Genomic DNA, 15,074 nt, shown 5'->3' with positions numbered 1-15,074 from the left:
CGCCCGCACATCGGAGCCCGCGCCTGGCCGGAGCGAACCGGCGGTATCCCTCAGCGCTCGGCAGGCCGGATCTTCGCGTACCAGTCCAGCAGGTCGGGGTCGTCGACGGCGCTGCGCTCCACCACGCGTGCGGCCTCGGCGCCCTGGAACAGCTTCTTGATCGGCACCTCGAGCTTCTTGCCGGTGCGGGTGTGCGGGATGCCCGGCGCGACCAGGATTTCGTCAGGCACGTGCCGCGGCGAGACCTCGGTGCGAATGGTCGAATTGATGCGTTCGCGCAGTTCGTCGGTCAGCTCCGCGCCCGGCGCGAGGACCACGAACAGCGGCATCCAGTAGCCGCCGTCGGGCTGTTCCGCGCCGATCACCAGCGCCTCGGTGATCTCCGTCAGCCGCTCGACGGACTGGTAGATGTCGGCGCTGCCCATCCGGATGCCGTGCCGGTTCAAGGTGGAATCCGAACGGCCGTGCACGACGATGCTGCCGTGGTCGGTGACGGTGATCCAGTCGCCGTGCCGCCAGACGCCGGGGAACATGTCGAAATAGGCGTCGTGGTAACGCGTTCCGTCCGGGTCGCGCCAGAAACTCACCGGCATGGACGGCATGGGCGCGGTGATCACGAGTTCGCCGACCTTGCCGCGCACCGGCTTGCCCTCCGTGTCGAACGAGTCGAGCGCTACGCCGAGGTAGGGCGCCGACAGCTCGCCGGGCCAGACCGGCACCGTGCGAACGCCGCCGATGAAGGCCGAGACCACGTCGGTGCCGCCGCTGATCGAATTGACCGGTACGTGCTCGCCGACGTTGTCGCGCAACCACAGTGCGGAGGAGGGCGGCAGCGCCGATCCGGTGATGCCGACCGTGCGCAGCGCCGCGAGATCGTGCTCGTCGCGCGGGACGACGCCCGCCTTGATGCACGCCAGCACGTAACCGGGACTGGTGCCGAGCACGGTCGCCCGCGTCTCGGCGGCGATCCGCCACAGCGCGTCCGGCGCGGGATAGGTCGGGCTGCCGTCGTAGCAGACGATCGTGGCGCCGATCAGCAGGCCCGCGATCTGGAAGTTCCACATCATCCAGCTCGGGCTGGTGTACCAGAAGAATGTGTCGTCTTCCCCGATATCGGATTGCAGCGCAATCGCTTTCAGGTGCTCCAGCAGCACGCCGCCGTGGCCGTGCACGATGCCTTTCGGCAGGCCGGTGGTGCCGGAGGAGAAGACGATCCACAGCGGGTGATCGAAGTCGACCGTCTCGGTCTCGATGATCGCCGCGACATTGTCGGTGTCGACCGCCTCGGCCCACGGCACGGCGCCGGGGACCTCGAGGCCGAGCCGGGAGACGGCGACCGTCGCGCGCAGGGTGCCGAAACCCTCTTGTAGCGCGGCGATGTCGGCGCGCTTGTCGTGCGCCTTGCCGCCGAATCGGTAGCCGTCGGCGGTCACGAGCACGGTCGGTTCGAGCTGGCCGAGGCGGTCGAGGGCGGCCTTCGGCGAGTAGTCCTGCCCGCACGCGCTCCAGACCGCACCCAGGCTCGCGGTCGCCAGGAACGCGATCACCGCCTCGGGGATGTTCGGCAGGTAGCCGACCACCCGATCACCGGGCCGCACGCCCAGTTCGCGCAGGGTACGCGCGAACGCGGCGGTGGCGTCGATCAACTCGACCCAGGACACTTCGCGGGTAGGCGTGTCCTCGCCGACGGCCAGGATGGCGGGCCGGTCGGTGCGGGCCTGGCGCACGATCTGATCGACATAGTTGAGCCGAGTGCCCGGAAACCATCGGGCTCCGGGCATCTCCGTGCTCGCCAGCACCTCGCCGTCGATGTCGCCGAGCTCGAAGTACTCCCACACCGCCCGCCAGAAACCGGCCAGGTCGTCCACCGACCACTGCCACAGCGAGTGATAGTCCGACGTCGCGACGCCGGTGCGCGCGGCGACGAACCGTGCGAAATCGGTCACCTTGGCGTCGGCGATGTCCCGCTCGGTGGGCACCCACTGTGGTTGCACCGCAATACCTCCTGGCTCATGGATCAGTTGTCAGGCGTGCGCGCGTCGCACGATCTGTTCGGCGTGCCGGAGCACGGGGGCGTCGACCATCCGGCCTTCGAAGGCGAAGACACCGCGGTGCTTCGGCACCTCGTCGAGTACCCGCCTTGCCCAAGCGATTTCGTCGTCTGCGGGTGCGTAGGCCGCGCGGATCACCGGCACCTGACTCGGGTGGATCGCGACCTTCGCGTCGAAGCCGACAGCCACCGCGTCGTCGGTCTCGCCGCGCAGGCCGTCGAGATCGCGGAAGTTCAGATACACCGAGTCGAGGGCGAATTTGCCGTACGCCTTGGCGGCCAGCAACGCGCTGGAGCGGACGTGCCGCGCCACATCGCGATAGCTGCCGTCGGCGTGCCTGCTCGCGGTGCCGCCCAGACCCGCGATCAGGTCCTCCGCGCCCCACATGACGCCGATCGCGTTGCGCGCCGAGACCGCTCGCTCGATCGCCAGCGCGCCGAGCGGCGATTCCACCAGCGCGATCACCTCGTAGTCCGCCAGCGCCGTGATCTGTTCGGCGGATTCGGTTTTCGGCAGCATGACGCGGCGGTATCCGGTCTCGGCCAGTGCGGCGAGATCGAGCGCGTGCTCCTCGGTGTCCGCCGCGTTGACCCGCACCACGGTGGTCTCGGGATCGAGCGGGGTGGCCAGCAGGGCTGTCCGGGCCGCGGCCTTGTCCGCCGCCGCCACAGCGTCCTCCAGGTCGAGGATCACCACATCGGCGGCCGCGGCCGCCTTCTCGTAGCGCTCTGGTCGGTCGGCGGGGCAGAACAACCAGCCCGGCCCCGCCATCTGCCACGTCATGCCTGCTCCGGCGCCTTGCGGACCAGCGTCTTGCGAGTGGCCGTCGCCACCACCTCGCCGTGCTGGTTGCGGGCGGTGTGGGCGAAGGTCACGATGCCCTCGCCCGGCCGCGACTTGGACTCGCGCTTGTCGACGATCACGGTCTCGGCATACATGGTGTCGCCGTGGAACAGCGGCTTCGGGAAGGCGATCTCGGAGAAGCCGAGGTTCGCGACGATGGTGCCCTGCGTCAGCTGCGCCACCGAGAGCCCGACCAGCGTGGACAGCGTGAACATCGAGTTCACCAGCCGCTTGTTGAACGGCGGCAGCGCGTCGCTGAAGGCCGCGTCCAGGTGCAGCGCCTGGGTGTTCATGGTCAGCGTGGTGAACAGGACGTTGTCGGCCTCGGTGATGGTGCGACCGGGCCGGTGCTCGTAGACGACGTCGGTCTCGAACTCCTCGAACCACAAGCCGCGCTGGACGATTCGACGTTTGTCGATGGTTCGCTCGCTGCGCTCGTTCACAGGCCCAGCTCCCGTCCGATCAGCATCAGCTGCACCTCCGTCGTGCCCTCGCCGATTTCCAGGATCTTGCTGTCGCGGTAATGCCTGGCCACAGCGTATTCGTTCATGAAGCCGTTGCCGCCGAAGATCTGGGTGGCGTCGCGGGCGTTGTCCATCGCGGCCTCGCTGGCCACCAGCTTGGCGATGGACGCCTGCTTCTTGAAGGACTTGCCAGCGAGCATCAGCGCGGCGGCGTCGTAGTAGGCGGTGCGCGCGGCGTGCGCACGCGCTTCCATGCGGGCGATCTTGAAGGTGATGGCCTGGTTGCGGCCGATGGGCTGGCCGAAGGCGAGCCGCTCCTTGGCGTAGCGCACGCTCTCGTCGACGCAGCCCTGGGCCGCGCCCACCGACAGCGCGGCGATCGCGATGCGTCCCTCGTCCAGGATGCGCAGGAAGTTGGCGTAGCCGCGGCCGCGCTCGCCGAGCAGGTTCTCCGCCGGGACGCGCACGTCGGTGAGGCTCAGCGGGTGGGTGTCCGAGGCGTTCCAGCCGACCTTGTTGTAGGCGGGCTCCGCGACGAAGCCGGGGGTGTCGGTCGGCACCAGGATGGTGGAGATCTCCTTCGTGCCGCCGGTCGTTCCGGTCACCGCGGTCACCGTGACCAGCTTGGTGATGTCGGTGCCGGAGTTGGTGATGAACTGCTTGCGGCCGTTGATGATCCACGTGCCGTCGTCCAGCACGGCCTTGGTGGTGGTGCCGCCCGCGTCGCTGCCCGCGTCCGGTTCGGTGAGGCCGAAGGCGGCCAGCGCGCGGCCGCTGGTCAGCTGCGGCAGCCACTCCTGCTTCTGCTTGTCGTCGCCGAAGCGGTAGACCGGCATGGCGCCGAGCGAGACGCCCGCCTCCAGGGTGATGGCCACGCTCTGGTCGACCTTGCCGAGTTCCTCGAGCGCGAGGCACAGCGCGAAGTAGTCGCCGCCCATGCCGCCGTACTCCTCGGGGAAGGGCAGGCCGAACAGGCCCATATCGGCCATGCCCGCGACGACCTCGTACGGGAAAGTGTGGTTCGCGTCGTGCTCGGCGGCCACCGGGGCCACCACCTGCTTGGCGAAATCGCGGACCGTCAGCGCCAGGTCGCGGTAGTCCTCTGGCAGCGTGCCGGTGGACAGAAAGTCGGTCATACGAGGGTTCCTTCTCGTTCGGAGGTATTCGTTTCGTCCGCGGCCACGATGCGGGCGAGGGGCTGGTCGAGGCGTACCTGGGCGCCCGGTGCGACCAGCACTTCGACGGTGCCCGCCACCGGCGCGGTGAGCGTGTGCTCCATCTTCATGGCCTCCACCACGACGACGGGCGCGCCCGCCGCCACCGTCGCGCCGGATGCCACCGGGACGGCGATCACCGAACCCGGCATGGGGCTGCGTATCTCGGCGTCGCCGACGTGTTCGCCGCCGCCGCGCACGTTCACCTCGGCGACCTCGCGGAGCACCGCGACGCCCACGGGCCCTGCCACCCAGAGCTGTCCGTCGTGTTCGGCCACCCGGTAGTCGCGACGCACGTCGTCGACGGTCAGCGTGAGCACACCGCTTTCCGCGGTACGCGCGGCGAAAGTCGCTTTCAGCGTGAGGGATTCGCCCTCGCCGACGCGGACCTGCGCCGCGTCGGGGCGGCCGCCGAGGTAGACGTGCTCGGTGCGGTCGCCGCCGGCCAGCCGGATCGGGGTCGGCGCGGGAACGCCGATTCGCCAGCCCGACGGGATGTCCCACGGGTCGGACGGCTCGGCGGGCCAGCGGCGCAGCCAGTGGTAGGCCGCCGCGACCACGAATTCCTCGTCGCGTACCGGTTGGGGATGGAAGTCGCCGACCCTGCGGTCGAGCAGACCGGTGTCGAGTCGTCCCGCGGCCACGTCCGGGTCGGCAAGCAGGAAGCGCAGGAATTCGATATTGCTGGTCACCCCGAGCAGCACGGTGTCGGCCAGCGCCCGGTCGAGCGCGGCGAGCGCCGCGGCGCGGTCGGGGCCGTGCGCGATGACCTTGGACAGCATCGGGTCGTAGTCGCTGCCGACCACGGTGCCCACGCGCAGTCCCGAATCCACCCGCACACCAGGCCTTTCCGGTTCCACCAGGTCCAGCACCGCGCCGCCGGTGGGCAGGAACCCGCGGCCGGGGTCCTCGGCGTAGACGCGCGCCTCGACGGCGTGCCCGGTGAGCCGGATCTCCTCCTGGCGGGCGCCGATCTTCTGGCCCGCCGCGACCCGGACCTGGCATTCCACCAGATCCACACCGGTCACCAGTTCGGTGACCGGATGCTCCACCTGGAGGCGGGTGTTCATCTCCATGAAGAAGAACTCGTCCGGCCGGTCGGCGGAGACGATGAATTCGACCGTGCCCGCGCCGACGTAGTTCACGCTGCGCGCGGTATTGCACGCCGCGGCCCCGATGCGCTCCCTGGTGGCCGCGTCCAGCAGCGGCGAGGGTGCCTCCTCGATGACCTTCTGGTGCCTGCGCTGCAAGCTGCATTCGCGCTCGCCCAGGTGCAGCACGTTGCCGTACTGGTCGGCGAGGATCTGCACCTCGATATGGCGGGGCCGGGTGACGAACCGCTCCAGGAACAGGGTGTCGTCGCCGAACGCGGCGCCCGCTTCGCGCCGCGCGCTGACCAGCGCATCGGGCAGCAGCGCCGGGTCCTCGACCATGCGCATGCCCTTGCCTCCGCCGCCCGCCGACGGCTTGACCAGCACCGGGTAGCCGATCTCGGCGGCCGCGGCGATCAGCTCGTCGTCGGTCAGGCCCGGCTTGGCGATGCCGGGCACCACCGGCACGTCGAAGGCCGCGACGGTGTTCTTGGCGGCGATCTTGTCGCCCATGATCTCGATGGCGCGGGCGGGCGGGCCGAGGAAGACGATGCCCGCGTCGGCCAGTGCCGCGGCGAAAGCGGCGTTCTCGGAGAGGAATCCGTAACCGGGGTGCACGGCCTGCGCGCCGGTGCGCACGGCGGCCGCCACGACTTTGCCTATGTCCAGGTAACTTTCGCGGGCGGGCGCGGGGCCGAGGCGCACGGCGGTGTCCGCCTCGATGACGTGCCTGGCCCCGGCGTCGGCGTCGCTGTAGACAGCGACGGAGCGAATGCCCATGGCGCGCAAGGTACGGATGACACGCACCGCGATCTCGCCGCGGTTGGCGACGAGTACGGTGTCGAAATCGACGGGGTGGGACTTGTTCAGCATCGCGATCACATCCGGAAGACGCCGTAGGAGACGGGTTCGAGCGGCGCCTGGGCGCATACCGAAAGGGCAAGGCCGAGGACAGTTCTGGTGTCGAGGGGATCGATGACGCCGTCGTCCCAGAGGCGGGCCGTCGAGTAGTACGGGTTGCCCTGGTGCTCGTACTGCTCGCGGATCGGCGCCTTGAACGCCTCCTGGTCGTCCTCCGACCAGGGCTGCCCGCTGCTGTCCAGCTGATCGCCGCGGACGGTGGCCAGCACCGAGGCGGCCTGTTCGCCGCCCATCACCGAGATACGTGCGTTCGGCCACATCCACAGGAAGCGAGGAGAATACGCGCGCCCGCACATCGAGTAATTGCCCGCGCCGTAGGAGCCGCCGATGACGACGGTGAGCTTCGGTACCCGCGCACACGCCACCGCGGTCACCATCTTCGCGCCGTGCTTGGCGATGCCGCCCGCCTCGTAGTCGCGCCCGACCATGAAGCCGGTGATGTTCTGCAGGAACAGCAGCGGGATCTTGCGCTTGTCGCACAGCTCGATGAAATGCGCGCCCTTCATGGCGGATTCGGCGAACAGCACGCCGTTGTTGGCGACGATGCCCACCGGATGGCCGTGGATCCGCGCGAAGCCGGTGACCAGCGTCTTGCCGTACTCGGCCTTGAACTCGTGGAATCCGCTCTCGCCGTGCTCGCCGCCGTCCACGATGCGGTGGATGACCTCGCGCACGTCGTAGGGCGTGCGCAGGTCGACGGGCACCACGTCGTACAGCTCGGACTCCGCTAGCGCGGGCGGCCTGGAAGCCGTTACCTCCCATGGGCTTTCCTGCCGCGGGCCGAAGGTGGACACGATGCGGCGCACGATGCGCAGCGCGTCCTGGTCGTCCTCGGCCAGGTGGTCGGTGACGCCCGACGTGCGCGAGTGCAGCTCACCGCCGCCGAGTTCCTCGGCCGTGACCACCTCGCCGGTGGCGGCCTTCACCAGCGGCGGGCCGCCGAGGAAGATCGTGCCCTGGTTTCGCACGATCACCGCCTCGTCGCTCATCGCGGGCACGTACGCGCCGCCCGCGGTGCACGAGCCGAGCACGGCCGCGATCTGCGGGATGCCCTTGGCGCTCATGGTGGCCTGGTTGTAGAAGATGCGGCCGAAGTGCTCTCGGTCGGGGAACACCTCGTCCTGGCGCGGCAGGAACGCGCCGCCCGAATCGACCAGGTACAGGCAGGGCAGCCGGTTCTGCAGCGCCACCTCCTGCGCGCGCAGATGCTTCTTCACCGAGAGGGGGTAGTAGGTGCCGCCCTTGACCGTGGCGTCGTTGGCCACGATCACGCACTCGCGTCCCGACACCCGCCCGATCCCGCCGATCACGCCCGCGCCCGGGCACTCGTCGCCGTACATCCCGTTCGCCGCGAGCGGGGAGAGCTCGAGGAACGGGCTGCCGGGATCGAGCAGCTGGTCCACCCGCTCCCGGGGTAGCAGTTTGCCTCGCGCGATATGCCGCTCCCGCGCCTTGGCGGGCCCGCCGAGCGCGGCCGCCGCCAATCGTGCGCGCAGGTCGCTGGTGAGCGCCTCGTGCGCCGCGCGGTTGCCGACCTCTTGGGTAACCGTCATCACGTCCGCCGTCCAGTTAGTCGCCGATAACTGAGATTCAGGTTAATATCGATTAACCGAGTTGTCCAGATCGGGTGAAAGGAGCGGGTGTGACCGGCGCGGAAGCTGTGACACTCACCCGCCGCGAGCAGCTGAAGGCGGAGCGGCGCAAGCAATTGCTGGAGGCAGGAGCCCGGCTCATCGCGGATCGGGGCTTCCTCGGCGTGCGGCTCGACGACCTCGGCGCGGCCGTCGGCATCAGCGGGCCCGCGGTCTACCGGCACTTTCCCAACAAGGAGGCGCTGCTCGTCGAGCTGTTGGTCGGGGTCAGTCAGCGGCTGCTCGCGGGCGGCCGGGCCGTCGTGGTCGGCGCGAACTCCGCCGAGGCGGCGCTGGAAGGGCTGGTCGACTTCCACCTGGACTTCGCGTTCGGCGAGCCCGAGCTCATCCGCATCCAGGACCGGGACCTGGACAACGTGCCCGCCGGACCGCGGCGCGAGCTGCGGCGCACCCAGCGCCAGTACGTCGAGGTCTGGGTGGAGGTGCTGCGCAAACTGCATCCCCGGCTGCCCGAGGAGGGGGCGCGGGTGCAGGCGCACGCCGCGTTCGGCCTGCTCAACTCGACCCCGCACAGCGCGCCCCCCGCGACCGCGAACAAGGCGAGGCCGATCCTGCGCGAGATGGCGCTGGCCGCGCTGGCCCGGACCACCTGATCGCGCGCTGATCGGCCGCCGCACGCTCATCGAGCGCTCCAGCCCCCGTCCATCGTGTAGGAGGCGCCGGTGACCATGCCCGCGTGCGGGCCGGTCAGCCAGCCGACCAGGGCGGCGACCTCGTCGGGTTCGACGAGACGCTTGACGGCGCTCTCGGTGAGCATGATCTTCTCGATCACCTGCTGTTCCGGGATGCCGTGCGTCCTGGCCTGATCGGCGATCTGCCTGTCCACCAGCGGGGTCCGGACATAGCCGGGGTCGACGCAGTTGCTGGTCACGCCGTGCGCGCCGCCCTCCAGCGCGGTCACCTTGGACAGCCCTTCCAGCGCGTGCTTGGCCGTCACGTACGCGGCCTTGTACGGCGAGGCGCGCAGCCCGTGCACCGACGAGATGTTGACGACGCGCCCGAACCCGTTGCGGTACATGTGCGGCAGCACCGCGCGGATGAGCAGGAACGGCGCCTCGACCATCAGGGCGAGGATGTCGCGGAACTGCGCGGGCGGGAAGTCCTCGATCGGGTGAATGCGCTGCACGCCCGCGTTGTTCACCAGCACATCCACCTCCAGCCGCAGGCCTTCCAAGGCTGTGACGTCGAGAAGGTCTACGGCCCAGGCCTCCCCGCCGATCTCGTTCGCCAGTTTCAGCGCGCCGTCGCCATCGATGTCGGCCACGGTGACCTCGGCGCCGCGCGCCGCGAGCTCCCGCGCGCAGGCTGCGCCGATGCCGCTCGCGCCGCCGGTAACCAGGGCGCGCCGTCCGAACAGGTCGGTCATCGAGCGTTCACCTCGGCGTCGGCCCGGTCGACGGCCTGCAGGTCGAGACCTTTTGTCTCCCTCGCGAAGAGCACGGCCACCGCGGTGACCGCCGCGGCCCCCGCCAGGTACCAGGCGATCGGGACCGAGGAGCCGAAGCTGTCCAGCAGCCGGACGGCGATGATCGGCGCGAGCGAACCGGCCACGATGGAGGTGACCTGATAACCCAGCGATACACCGGAATACCGCATCCGGGTGGGGAACATCTCCGCCATGATCGCGGGCTGTGCCGCGTACATCAGCGCGTGGAAGACCAGTCCGATGATGATGGCCGACATGATGACCGCGTGGTTTCCGCTGTCCATCATCGGGAAAGCGAAGAAACCCCAGCTGCCCGCGGTGAGTGCGCCCGCGAAATACACCGGCCGCCTGCCGAATCGGTCGGACAGGTTCCCGGCCAGCGGGATGGCCACGAAGTGCACCGCGTGCGCCGCGAGCAACCACCACAGGATGGTTTTCGTGTCCGCGCCGACGTGCACCTTCAGGTAGGTGATGGAGAACGTGACCACCAGGTAGTACATGATGTTCTCGCCGAAGCGCAGACCCATCGCGGTGAAAACGCCTCGGGGATAACGCTTCAGCACTTCCACCACGCTGAACGAGGTCGCTTTGATCTGCTCGGCTTCACGCTGGGCCGCCAAGAAGATCGGCGCGTCGGTGACCTTGGTGCGAATGTAATAGCCGACCAGCACCACCACCGCCGACAACCAGAACGCGACCCGCCAGCCCCAGGACAGGAACGCCGCGTCCGACAGCGTCGAGGTCAGCGCGAGCAGCACGACGGTGGCGAGCAGATTGCCCGCGGGCACACCCGCCTGCGGCCAGCTCGCCCAGAAGCCGCGGCTGCGGTCGGGGCTGTGTTCGGCGACGAGCAGCACCGCGCCGCCCCATTCGCCGCCCACCGCGAAGCCCTGGACGAAGCGCAACGTGACCAGCAGCGCGGGCGCCCAGTAGCCGATCTGCCCGTAGGTCGGCAGGCAGCCCATCAGGAACGTCGCGCTGCCGACCAGCAGCAGGCTGAACTGCAACAGCGTCTTGCGGCCGTAGCGATCGCCGAAGTGGCCGAAGACGATGCCGCCGAGCGGTCGCGCGGCGAAACCGACCGCGTAGGTGATGAAGGCGGCGAGAATCGCGTCCAGATCGCTGGTGCCCTTGGCGAAGAACACCTTGCTGAAGACCAGCGTGGCGGCGGTGCCGTAGAGGAAGAACTCGTACCACTCGACGACCGTGCCCGCCATCGACGCGGCGACCACCCGCCGTAGTCCGGCCGGTGTCGGGCCGGGATCGCTGTCGGTCGCCCGCAGGGTATCGCGCACGCTCATCGCACTCTCCTTCATGACCGGGACCGCATCACCCCTCATCTGTGATGCGGCCCACATATTGTGCCGAGAACGAGTATTCGTGCAGATCTGTATCGGCCGCAATGGCCAGATGTGCAGGACCAATCTGCGAAGATGCAGATATGAGTCCGGTTTCTCCCGGATTCGGCCGCCGTCCCAGCGCCGATGACCTCCTGGTGCTGCTCGCGGTGGGCCGGTCCGGTCGTTTCGTGTCCGCCGCCGACGAGCTCGGCATCAACCACACCACCATCTCGCGCCGCATCGCCGCGCTGGAGGAAACGCTCGGCGGGCGCGTGCTGACCCGGGTGACCGGCGGGTGGGAACTCACCGATCTCGGACGCGACGCGCTGGCGGCGGCCGAAGCCGTCGAATCGGCGGTCAAGTCGCTCACCGCGGACCCGGCGGGCAATCGCACGCTCGAGGGCGTCGTGCGGATCTCGGCCACCGACGGTTTCAGCGCCTATCTCGCCGCGCCCGCCGTGGCGCAGGTGCAGCGCAGGCATCCGAAGATCGCCGTCGAGATCGTGACCGCCACCCGCCGCGCGTCGCAGCAGCGCTCGGGATTGGACATCGAAGTCGTCGTCGGCGAGCCACAAGTGCACCGGGCCAAGGCGATTCGACTCGCCGACTATCGGCTGGGTCTGTATGCATCACGACAGTACTTGCGCGAGAACGGGATACCCGGCGGCATCGAGGAACTCGCCCGATACCCGCTCGTCTACTTCATCGACTCCATGCTCCAGGTCGACGACCTCGACCTGGCCTCCAGCTTCGCCCCCGCGATGCGCGAATCCGTCTCCTCCACCAACGTTTTCGTGCACGTCGAAGCGACGCGAGCCGCCGCGGGCCTCGGCCTGCTGCCGTGCTTCATGGCCGACCGGCACGACGACCTGGTGCGAGTTCTGCGGGAGGAGGTTTCGGTGCAGCTGGCGTACTGGCTCGTGACACGAACGGAGACGCTGCGCAGGCCGGAGGTGGCGGCGGTGGTGGACGCGATTCAGGAGCGGGTTCGCGAGCAGAAGGGGATGTTGTTGGGGGAGGACGGGTAGGGAGGGGTTCTCCATGAATTGTCGAGCCGCCATGACAGCACCGCGGCTTCGGGTGACGATCTACCCGGCGCCGCGTTATCGGTCCAGAACCTCGCCCAAGCTTTTCGCCGTCGCGGCGCGCTCGACCCAGCTGTTCAGCAAGTCGGCGTCGGTGCACTCGCGGATCCGGGCTTCGGCCTCGTCCGGCACCCGTATGTGCCGCGCACGCAGCATTGTCAGCAGCGCCCGAGCCTCTCCTCTGGCCTCTCCGCGTTCCTCACCGCGCGCGTAGTACCGCCGGGCGAACTCGCTCTTGTACTCGTATGTGCCGGTCGTCATGAGGCTGTCCAAGCTTCGTGCAGGACGGTGGGCATGCGCAGAGGCTATAGCCGCCCACCGACAGGTTTCGGTCCGCACTATCCGTGGGACTCTCGTTGCGCCGGAGAGCATTTCGCGAAGAGCGCGAGGGTGGGGTGAAGCATCGACAATTCACACAGATGTCTCACCTCGTTGGGTGGCCGCTGGGCGCGTCCGGTGAACACGCGTTTCCTTCGGCGAACCTGTCGGGGTCAGCGCCTAGGGTGTGGGCATGGCCTCATTGTCGGATCCCACGGTGCGCGAATTTCTCAGCCATGGCACGCGGACGGGCAAGGTCGCCTTCGTGGCGTCCGATGGGCGTCCGGTCGTCACGCCGGTGTGGTTCCTCGTCGAAGGCGACGAGATCGTGTTCAACACCGGTAGGGAGACCGCCAAGGGCAAGGCGTTCGTTCGTGACGGCCGGGTCGCCCTGTGCGTCGATCTGGAGGGGCCGCCGTATGCCTCGGTCCAGATCCAAGGTGTCGTGACGATGTCGGAGGATCCGGACGAACTGTTGCGCACCGCCACGGCCCTCGGCGGCCGCTACATGGGTGAAGACCGAGCCGAGGAGTTCGGCAAGCGCAACGGCGTTCCCGGCGAACTCGTGGTGCGGCTGCGTCCCACGAAAGTGATCGCCCAGTTCGACGCCACGGCCTGATCGACCGCAGCCCGCGCACGGCTGCGGTGGACGTGGCGGCGCGCCCTAGACTCACCCGCATGACCGTGCACTTCATCGGGGCCGGGCCGGGCGCCGCGGACCTGCTGACCGTGCGAGCGGTCACCCTCCTGCGCACCTCCCTGGTGTGCCTCTACGCGGGCACCTATCTCGACCTCGAGGTGCTGTCCCACTGCGCGCCCGACACCGAACTGATCGACACGCAGCGGCTCGACATCGACCAGATCACCGCCCACCTCGTCCGCGCCCACGAATCCGGCCGCGACGTGGCCCGCCTCTGCTCCGGCGACCCATCCCTCTACTCGGCCCTCACCGAACAGACCCGCCGCCTCGACGCCCACGGCATCCCCTGGGACGTCACCCCCGGCGTCCCCGCCTACGCCGCCGCGGCCGCGCTCCTCGGCACGGAACTCACCGTCCCCGAACTCGTGCAGTCGGTCGTGCTCACCCGCACCCAGGCCCGCTCTACCGCCATGCCGGAATCCGAGGCGCTGGCCAACTTCGCCCACACCGGCGCGACCCTCGTCCTGCACCTGGCCATCACCCGCATCCGGACCCTGGCCGCCGAACTCGTCGCCGATTACGGAGCCGACTGCCCCGTCGCGGTCGTCTACCGGGCCAGCCAACCCGACCAGCTGATCCTGCGCGGCACCCTCACCGACATCGCCGACCAGGTCGAAGCCGCCGATTTGCGGCAAGCTGCCGTCATCCTCGTCGGCCGCGCCCTGACCCCCGCCCTGTCGTGCGCCGGCTCCCACCTCTACGACCCGGGCCGCGACCGTCACTCGGTGCAGGCGGACGAACCGGGGCGTCGCTGATCAGCGAAGTCGGAAGAGGCATCCAGGGTGGCGCGGGGTGGACACACATCTGCCGTACGCGTCACAGCGCTGTCGCCCTTGTGAAGCGTGTGAAACCTCTGCGCGGAAGGACAGCGGTCAGAAGTAGGACAGCACTTCGGCGTCGAACTCGTCGCTGTCCGGCACCTCGGTCGGCGGTTGGTAGTTCGCTGCTCGTCGGGTCCGGTGTGTTGCCCTGGCCGGTTGCCGGTCGGGGTGCTCGAGTTATCGGCCGTCGAACTAGTCGGGTTCGGGGTGGTCGGCTGCGAGTCGTTGCGCTGGGCAGGCGTTGGCTCGGTGTTCAAAGGCGGGTCTTGCTGCGCGCCCTGGCCGGGCTGCGTGGACTGGCCGCCCGTCGGGGATTGCGAGTTCTCACCCGGGGGATTGGAGGGCTGCGACTGCTGGCCGGTGGGTTGGTCAGAAGGTTGCGTCTGCTGCCCTGGCGGCTGGTGCTGCTGACCGGACGGCTGGGTGGGCTGATCCGGCGACTGGTTCTGCTGGCCAGACGGCTGAGTGGGCTGCTCCGACGACTGCGACTGTTGCCCCGACGGCTGACCAGCCTGACCCGACGGTTGCGACTGCTGACTCCCCGCAGGCTGGGTCTGCTGCCCATTCTCGTTGTGCGCCCCGACGGCTGTGTCCGCCCCGGATGCCCTTGATCCTGGTTCCGCTGATTCTGATCGCCACCTGCGTCGCCACCTGCGTCGCCGCCCCCGCAGGCGCACCCACCCCCGTCGCCATCGACGCCAACGCCGCCGCCATCTCCACCGCGAAGATCACCAACGACGCGATGATCACCAACTTGGTGTGCTCGATATCAGCCGCACCATCCCCGATCTGATCAGCCAACGTCTCCCCATGCTTGACCAGCCCATCGAAAGCCCCCGCACCCCCACCCAGCTTCTCCCAATGCTGGGTCGACGCCTGCCCGTCTCACCATCCAACGCCGAGATCGCGGCCTTTACCACATACGTCGCCTCGGAGTCCAACCCGCGCAACGTCTCTGCCGAACCCGTCCACGCCGCCTCCACCCGACGCATCGCCGTCTCATCACCCTCAGGCCAATCCCCAGCCCCCACAAAATATTTCGCAGCCCACTGCAACGGCTCCGGAATCTCGATACCCACGATCGACCCCTCCGCTACTCCACCCGAACCGTCTTGGCCCAAGAACATACCGACAACCCACCAGACGCT

At 69.0% G+C, this 15,074-nt stretch carries 15 protein-coding genes; 6 read left to right on the top strand and 9 right to left on the bottom strand.

Features of this window, described 5'->3' with window-relative positions; genetic code table 11:
* Nucleotides 1-50: 50 nt before the first annotated feature.
* From ACRWNM_RS08360 to ACRWNM_RS08335, 6 genes are read right to left on the bottom strand one after another with little or no spacing between them, the layout of a single operon-like run.
* Complete coding sequence (locus ACRWNM_RS08360; protein ID WP_431965177.1) at nucleotides 51-1,994, bottom strand: acetoacetate--CoA ligase; 1,944 nt, start codon at nucleotides 1,992-1,994, stop codon at nucleotides 51-53.
* A gap of 30 nt (nucleotides 1,995-2,024) precedes the next feature.
* A complete protein-coding gene (locus tag ACRWNM_RS08355) occupies nucleotides 2,025-2,834 on the bottom strand; it encodes an HpcH/HpaI aldolase/citrate lyase family protein (protein WP_431965175.1) in 810 nt (269 codons plus the stop codon).
* A complete protein-coding gene (locus tag ACRWNM_RS08350; protein ID WP_431965173.1) occupies nucleotides 2,831-3,337 on the bottom strand; it encodes a MaoC family dehydratase in 507 nt (168 codons plus the stop codon). Before ACRWNM_RS08350 ends, ACRWNM_RS08355 begins: the two co-directional genes overlap by 4 nt.
* Nucleotides 3,334-4,494 (bottom strand): acyl-CoA dehydrogenase family protein, encoded by a 1,161-nt coding sequence (locus tag ACRWNM_RS08345; RefSeq protein WP_431965171.1) that lies wholly within the window; start codon nucleotides 4,492-4,494, stop codon nucleotides 3,334-3,336. The genes ACRWNM_RS08350 and ACRWNM_RS08345 overlap by 4 nt, the downstream gene beginning before the upstream one ends.
* Nucleotides 4,491-6,536, bottom strand: coding sequence for an acetyl/propionyl/methylcrotonyl-CoA carboxylase subunit alpha (locus tag ACRWNM_RS08340; protein ID WP_431965169.1), 2,046 nt, complete (start codon nucleotides 6,534-6,536; stop codon nucleotides 4,491-4,493). The genes ACRWNM_RS08345 and ACRWNM_RS08340 overlap by 4 nt, the downstream gene beginning before the upstream one ends.
* A gap of 5 nt (nucleotides 6,537-6,541) precedes the next feature.
* Complete coding sequence (locus ACRWNM_RS08335; RefSeq protein ID WP_431965167.1) at nucleotides 6,542-8,137, bottom strand: carboxyl transferase domain-containing protein; 1,596 nt, start codon at nucleotides 8,135-8,137, stop codon at nucleotides 6,542-6,544.
* Nucleotides 8,138-8,226: 89 nt separating this feature from the next.
* On the opposite strand from ACRWNM_RS08335, the gene ACRWNM_RS08330 reads away from it, so the two are divergent.
* Entirely contained in the window at nucleotides 8,227-8,829 is a 603-nt protein-coding gene (locus ACRWNM_RS08330; protein WP_431965165.1) for an SACE_7040 family transcriptional regulator, read from the top strand.
* Nucleotides 8,830-8,855: 26 nt separating this feature from the next.
* Here the strand turns inward: ACRWNM_RS08330 and ACRWNM_RS08325 are convergent, their stop codons facing one another.
* Nucleotides 8,856-9,602: a 3-hydroxybutyrate dehydrogenase gene (locus tag ACRWNM_RS08325; RefSeq protein ID WP_431965163.1), complete on the bottom strand. Its 747-nt coding sequence runs from the start codon at nucleotides 9,600-9,602 to the stop codon at nucleotides 8,856-8,858.
* The gene (locus tag ACRWNM_RS08320) at nucleotides 9,599-10,963 is read right to left on the bottom strand and encodes an MFS transporter (protein ID WP_431965161.1); all 1,365 of its coding nucleotides are present in this window, start codon (nucleotides 10,961-10,963) and stop codon (nucleotides 9,599-9,601) included. Before ACRWNM_RS08320 ends, ACRWNM_RS08325 begins: the two co-directional genes overlap by 4 nt.
* Before the next feature lie 140 nt (nucleotides 10,964-11,103).
* Here ACRWNM_RS08320 and ACRWNM_RS08315 point away from each other — a divergent pair, with 140 nt between their 5' ends.
* The gene (locus ACRWNM_RS08315) at nucleotides 11,104-12,030 is read left to right on the top strand and encodes a LysR family transcriptional regulator (protein ID WP_431965159.1); all 927 of its coding nucleotides are present in this window, start codon (nucleotides 11,104-11,106) and stop codon (nucleotides 12,028-12,030) included.
* Nucleotides 12,031-12,105: 75 nt separating this feature from the next.
* On the opposite strand, the gene ACRWNM_RS08310 is transcribed toward ACRWNM_RS08315, so the two are convergent.
* A complete protein-coding gene (locus ACRWNM_RS08310) occupies nucleotides 12,106-12,348 on the bottom strand; it encodes a hypothetical protein (protein WP_431965157.1) in 243 nt (80 codons plus the stop codon).
* Nucleotides 12,349-12,598: 250 nt separating this feature from the next.
* Here ACRWNM_RS08310 and ACRWNM_RS08305 point away from each other — a divergent pair, with 250 nt between their 5' ends.
* The 4 genes from ACRWNM_RS08305 to ACRWNM_RS08290 all read left to right on the top strand — a co-directional run bounded on the left by ACRWNM_RS08305 (nucleotide 12,599) and on the right by ACRWNM_RS08290 (nucleotide 14,719).
* Entirely contained in the window at nucleotides 12,599-13,024 is a 426-nt protein-coding gene (locus ACRWNM_RS08305) for a PPOX class F420-dependent oxidoreductase (protein WP_431965155.1), read from the top strand.
* Between the two features lie 59 nt (nucleotides 13,025-13,083).
* Complete coding sequence (gene cobM / locus ACRWNM_RS08300; protein ID WP_431965153.1) at nucleotides 13,084-13,860, top strand: precorrin-4 C(11)-methyltransferase; 777 nt, start codon at nucleotides 13,084-13,086, stop codon at nucleotides 13,858-13,860.
* Between the two features lie 332 nt (nucleotides 13,861-14,192).
* A complete protein-coding gene (locus tag ACRWNM_RS08295; protein ID WP_431965151.1) occupies nucleotides 14,193-14,537 on the top strand; it encodes a hypothetical protein in 345 nt (114 codons plus the stop codon).
* Entirely contained in the window at nucleotides 14,528-14,719 is a 192-nt protein-coding gene (locus ACRWNM_RS08290) for a hypothetical protein (RefSeq protein WP_431965149.1), read from the top strand. Before ACRWNM_RS08295 ends, ACRWNM_RS08290 begins: the two co-directional genes overlap by 10 nt.
* The last annotated feature ends 355 nt before the right edge of the window (nucleotides 14,720-15,074 follow it).

The organism is Nocardia sp. bgisy134 (genome assembly GCF_965341865.1).
In the GTDB taxonomy this organism is placed as follows: Bacteria; Actinomycetota; Actinomycetes; order Mycobacteriales; family Mycobacteriaceae; genus Nocardia.
Note: the sequence above shows the minus strand (reverse complement) of the source record. Positions and strands in the feature narration are given on the sequence as shown.